This window comes from Streptomyces aurantiacus JA 4570, assembly GCF_000414115.1.
Classification (GTDB): Bacteria; Actinomycetota; Actinomycetes; order Streptomycetales; family Streptomycetaceae; genus Streptomyces; species Streptomyces aurantiacus_A.
The window spans coordinates 1-5,337 of record NZ_AOPZ01000432.1; the positions used below are offsets into that span (position 1 = coordinate 1).

Annotated in this window: 5 protein-coding genes and 1 pseudogene; all 6 read left to right on the forward strand. The window is 72.7% G+C overall.

Annotated features, from left to right (window positions below):
* Nucleotides 1-109 precede the first annotated feature (109 nt).
* Nucleotides 110-838 carry a prepilin peptidase gene (locus STRAU_RS33305; RefSeq protein ID WP_016644819.1) on the forward strand — a complete coding sequence of 243 codons (729 nt, stop codon included), beginning with the start codon at nt 110-112 and terminating at the stop codon, nt 836-838.
* 67 nt (nt 839-905) lie between these two features.
* Nucleotides 906-2,105 carry a cyclic dehypoxanthinyl futalosine synthase gene (mqnC, locus tag STRAU_RS33310; protein WP_016644820.1) on the forward strand — a complete coding sequence of 400 codons (1,200 nt, stop codon included), beginning with the start codon at nt 906-908 and terminating at the stop codon, nt 2,103-2,105.
* A 15-nt stretch (nt 2,106-2,120) separates the two neighbouring features.
* Entirely contained in the window at nt 2,121-2,663 is a 543-nt protein-coding gene (locus STRAU_RS33315; protein WP_037663578.1) for an imidazolonepropionase-like domain-containing protein, read from the forward strand.
* 185 nt (nt 2,664-2,848) lie between these two features.
* On the forward strand, nt 2,849-3,544 hold the full coding sequence (locus tag STRAU_RS33320; protein ID WP_037663581.1) for a demethylmenaquinone methyltransferase: 696 nt from the start codon (nt 2,849-2,851) through the stop codon (nt 3,542-3,544).
* Nucleotides 3,545-3,689: 145 nt separating this feature from the next.
* Nucleotides 3,690-3,758, forward strand: a pseudogene (locus STRAU_RS44805) (zinc-ribbon domain-containing protein); the annotation flags it as partial.
* Nucleotides 3,759-4,040: 282 nt separating this feature from the next.
* On the forward strand, nt 4,041-5,337 hold a 1,297-nt coding region (locus STRAU_RS33325), incomplete at its 3' end, for a hypothetical protein (protein WP_052029390.1).

The window sequence follows — 5,337 nt, forward strand, 5'->3', positions numbered from 1 at the left end:
CCACCCACCCGCCCGAACTGTCGGACCCGGGGTACTCCCGGAAGGTCCAGGGCACGATCTGTCAGGGCAACCCCTTCACCCCGCCGTCCACCCCGAACCGGAGCGCACCGTGCAGCAGACCCTGATCGTCGTCGGGGCCGTCCTCTGGGGCGCCGCCGCGGGCCTGCTGCTGCCCCGCGCGGCGTACCGCTTCTCCGCCCCGGCCGGAGAGCCCTGGCACTCCCGTTGCCCGGACGGCGAGCACGAGGTCAAGGGGTGGCTCGGTGGGCGCAACGTATGCCCGGACGGCAGTCGGTACGGCCCCCGGGCGGCGATCCTCGCCCCGGTCACGGCAGTGGCGTGCGCGGCACTGGCGGCCGCCACGGGCCCCCGGCCGGAGCTCGTGGTGTGGCTGCTCCTGACCCCGCCCGCCGTCGTCCTCGCGGTCGTCGACTTCGCCGTGATGCGCCTGCCGGACGTCCTGACCCTGCCCATGGCGGCCACGGCCCTCGCGCTGCTCGGTGTGGCCGCCGTCCTGCCGGAGCAGGGCGGCTCCTGGACGACGGCGCTCCTTGGCGCGCTCATCCTCAGCGGCGGCTATTTCGTGCTGTTCCTGATCAACCCCGACGGCATGGCGTTCGGTGACGTGAAGCTCGCGCTGGCGCTCGGCGCCGCGCTCGGCTGGTACGGCTGGGGCGTCCTGCTGCTCGGCACCTTCGCGGGCTTCGTGTGCGCGGCGGTGTACGGGGGCTGGCTCGTCGTCGTGCGCAAGGCGGGCCGCAGGACGGCCATCGCGTTCGGCCCGTTCCTGCTGGGCGGCGCGTTCGCCGCACTCCTGCTGGGGGCGTACGCGGCGTGAGTGACGGCCTGGCGTAGGCTGAAGAGGTTCCGCGCTCCGCTGTCTGGACCTTACGAAAGGCGCCCCGGTGACCGAGAAGGCCGACCTTCAGTCCGTCCTCGACCGTGCCGCCGCCGGCGGACGGATCAGCGCCGAAGAGGCGCTCGACCTGTACCGGGACGCCCCGCTGCACGCCCTCGGCGCCGCCGCCGACGCGGTCCGCCGCCGTCGCTACGCGGGCACCGAGCACATCGCGACGTACATCATCGAGCGCAACATCAACTACACGAACGTCTGCGTGACGGCGTGCAAGTTCTGTGCGTTCTACGCGGCCCCGAAGGACACCAAGAAGGGCTGGACGCGCGACCTCGACGACATCCTGCGCCGCTGCGCGGAGACGGTCGAGCTCGGCGGCACGCAGATCATGTTCCAGGGCGGGCACCACCCGGACTTCGGCGTGGAGTACTACGAGAAGCACTTCGGCGCCATCAAGAAGGACTTCCCGCAGCTGGTCATCCACTCCCTCGGCGCGTCCGAGGTCGAGCACATGGCCCGGATCTCCAAGGTCTCCGTCGAGGAGGCCATCCAGCGGATCAACGCCGCCGGGCTCGACTCCTTCGCGGGCGCGGGCGCGGAGCTGCTGCCCGAGCGGCCGCGCAAGGCCATCGCCCCGCTCAAGGAGTCCGGCGAGCGCTGGCTGGAGATCATGGAGACGGCGCACAATCTGGGCGTGGAGTCCACGTCCACGATGCTCATGGGCACCGGCGAGACGAACGCCGAGCGCATCGAGCACCTGCGCATGATCCGCGACGTACAGGACCGGACCGGCGGCTTCCGGGCCTTCATCCCGTACACGTACCAGCCCGAGAACAACCACCTCAAGGGCCGCACGCAGGCATCGGTCTTCGAGTATCTGCGCATGATCGCGATCGCCCGGATCTTCCTCGACAACGTCGCGCACATCCAGGGCTCCTGGCTGACCACCGGCAAGGAGGCCGGCCAGCTCACCCTGCACTACGGCGCGGACGACCTCGGCTCGGTGATGCTGGAGGAGAACGTGGTCTCCTCGGCCGGCGCCAAGCACCGCTCCAACCTGGCCGAGATGATCGACATGATCCGCACGGCGGACCGGGTCCCGGCCCAGCGCGCCACGACGTACGAGCACCTGGTCGTGCACGACGACCCGGCGAACGACCCGGTCGACGAGCGCGTCGCCTCGCACATCTCCTCCACGGCGATCGAGGGCGGCACGGCTCACCCGGAGCTCAAGCTCCTCTCCGCCACCTAGCGAACCGGCGCCGTCTTGCTGACAGTTCACCGCGTGCGCGGGGTCGCGGCCGCCGACGGCACGGTCGCCCTCGGGCACGCCGTCGTCGTCGACGGCGCGCGGTTCGCGGCCGTGGGTCCGTACGAGGAACTGCTCGCGACGTACGGAGAGCGGGCTCGCGTCCGCGAGTGGGACGACGGGATCCTGACCCCGGGCCGGTACGAGCGGGACGCCGTCGCCCTGCTCGAAGCCACGTACTGGCCCGACCCGCGCGAGGCCGACGACCTCGGCACGGAGCCGCTCACCGGCGCCGCCCTCGCCGCCCTGGACATGACGGACGCCCGCTGGGGCGCGAGCGCGAGGCGGGGCGTGCAACGCCTACTGGCGACGGGCACCACCGCGCTGGCGGGCCCGTTCACCCACCCCGCCGTCCGCACAGCCGTGACCCGCTCCGGCCTCCGCGACCGTCCGGTCGGCCCACCCGAGCCCGGCGGCGACGCCGACTTCGCGGTACTGGCCCCCGACGGCACCTGCCTGACGACGTCGATCGGCGGCCGCCTGGTGTACCGGCGCCGCTGAGGCACGCGGCAAGGTGAGGCACGCGGCAAGGTGGCGCCCCAAAGGGGCGCGGGGAACGGCGCGAGCAACCAGAAAACAACCCGCACTCGCCGAAGCCCGGAACACGGCAGACGCCTTCGCGGGGAAGCCCGCCGCAGGCGAAGCCCACGGCCGGGGAACAAGGCCGGCCTGACACAATGGGTCACGTGACCCGAGCTTCCTTGGACAAGCAGCCGCACGAAGTCGCCTCGATGTTCGACGACGTGGCGGAACGGTACGACCTGACCAACGACGTGATCTCGCTCGGCCAGGCCCGCCTCTGGCGCAAGGCGGTCGCGCACGCGGTGGACGCGAGGCCGGCGCAGAAGGTCCTGGACCTGGCGGCGGGCACGGCCACGTCGTCGCAGGCGTTCGCGCAGGCGGGCGCGTACGTCGTCCCCTGCGACTTCTCGCTCGGCATGCTGAGCGTCGGCAAGCAGCGGCACCCGTGGATGCCGTTCACCGCGGGCGACGCGATGAGGCTGCCGTTCAAGGACGACACCTTCGACGCCGTCACGATCTCCTTCGGCCTGCGCAACGTCCAGGACACGGACGCCGCGCTGCGCGAGATGTACCGGGTGACCCGGCCCGGCGGACGCGTCGTCATCTGCGAGTTCTCGGAGCCAACGTGGGGGCCGTTCCGCACGGTCTACATCGAGTACTTGATGCGTGCGCTGCCGCCCGTCGCGCGTACGGTCTGCTCCAACCCGGACGCGTACGTCTATCTCGCCGAGTCCATCCGTTCGTGGCCCAACCAGCCCCAGCTTGCCGCCCGGCTGCAGGAGGCGGGCTGGTCGAAGGTGGCCTACCGGAACCTCACCGGCGGGGTCGTCGCGCTGCACCGGGGATTCAAGCCGGAATAGCCTCCCCGCAAGGGAGTTGACGGGAACCGTTTGCCGGAGAAGATGTGTCAGTTGATATGTCCTGGCCACTTCCCGTGGCCGGGGCGTCACGGTCGGCACACGCCGATCACGTCCCCTGATTTTCTCCCCATAACGGAGCTACCCGATGGCGTCGAACTGCCCCGACTGCGGGGCTCCAGCTCCCGACGAGGCCCGATTCTGCATGAGATGCGGGCGCGAACGCGATCCGGTTCCGGCGGCCGAGCCGGAGGACTCGGCGCCGCCGCCGGAGGATTCTGAGGCTCCCGCCGACAAGGCCCCCGAGCCCTCAACGCACCCCGCGACCCTGGTGGTTCCCCCAGCCCCGAAGTCGCCCGCGACCCCCGCACCCCCTGCTCCTGCCGCCGCTCCGGCACCTCCCGCCACACCCCCGCCCCCGGCAGCCATCCCCGCCGCACCCCCGCTCACACCGTCCCCGCCCCCGGACTTCACGCCCGCCCCCGCCGCCCCCTCGCCCGTGGGCGCGTACCTCGGCCGGGCCCTGCGGGGCGACTGGGCCGGGGCCGCCCAAGCCGCGCTGTGGCCCCTGGCGTTGCTCCTGATCACGGCCGCGGGGTGCGCCCTCCCCTCGTACGGCCAGGACGGCGAGGACGTCGTCGGCTTCGGCGACCGGCTGCGCATCGCGCTCGCGACGGTGCTCCAGGCGGTCGGCGGCGACGTCACGCTCACCGGCCGCGAGGAGCGCGGCTTCGACGGGTCCTCTTCGTCCGTCGACGGCTCCTCCTCGTCGTCCGACGCCGCGATCGACGGCACCATGTCGGTGCACCTGGTCCCGCTCACGGTGACGGCCCTGTTCGTCCTGGCGCTGTTCATCGGCGTACGCGTCCTCAGGAACCGGCTGCGCGCCCGCGCCGCCGCGCACGGCGTGAGCCACACGGGCACGACGGCGGGGCTCGAAGCGGCCCTGCGCGTCGGGGTGTTGACCGCCGTCGGCGTGCTGGTGCTCGCGCTGTTCGCGCAGCCCGAGATCGAGGGCGTCGAGCTGTCGTCGGCGCCGTTCCTCGCGACGCTCGGCGCGCTCGGGCTCGCGCTCGTCGTGTCCGTCGCCGTGCTGCACGGCGACGACCTCGTGCACTGGCTGGCCGCGCGCCCCGGCGCGCAGGCGTTCGTGCGCGCCGCGGGCGTGGCCCTGGGCGCCCTCGCGATCGTCCTGGTGCTCGCCTCCGCGGTCGGCTACCTCACCCTCACCCAGATCGACGACCTGTCCGACGCCGCCGACACGGAGGACGCCGGCATCTCGCCGTACGTCGTCGCGCTGCTCATCCTGCCGAACCTGGGCCTCGCGGCCCTCGGCGTCGGCTGGGGCGCACCCCTGGAGGCGGAGGCGAACGGGCGGCGCTCGACGTACGCCGGCGACCAGGAGAGCCAGTCGTTCGGGCTCTCCGAACTCGGTGACCTGTTCAACTCCGGCGCGGTCGTGGGCGCGTTGGCGCTCGGCCTGGTGTGCGCGCTGACGATCGGCGTCCTCGCGGCGCGCCGGTGCGCGGGCCGGGGCGAGCAGATCCTGTCCGCCGGACTGTTCTTCGGTCTCTTCCTGCTGCTCGCGGCGGTCGGCGGCTTCAGCGTCGAGACCTCCGCGCGCGAGGTCGGCTTCGGCGGTGACTCGGCGAAGGCCACCGTCGAGGCCGGTTTGAGCCTGCCGGACGCGCTGCTGTTCGGGCTGCTGTGGGTGGCGGGCGCGGCGGTCGTCGGGCCGCTGCTCGTACAGATGGCGGGGCAGGGGGGCGGGGTGGGCGGGCCGCCCATGCCGCCCG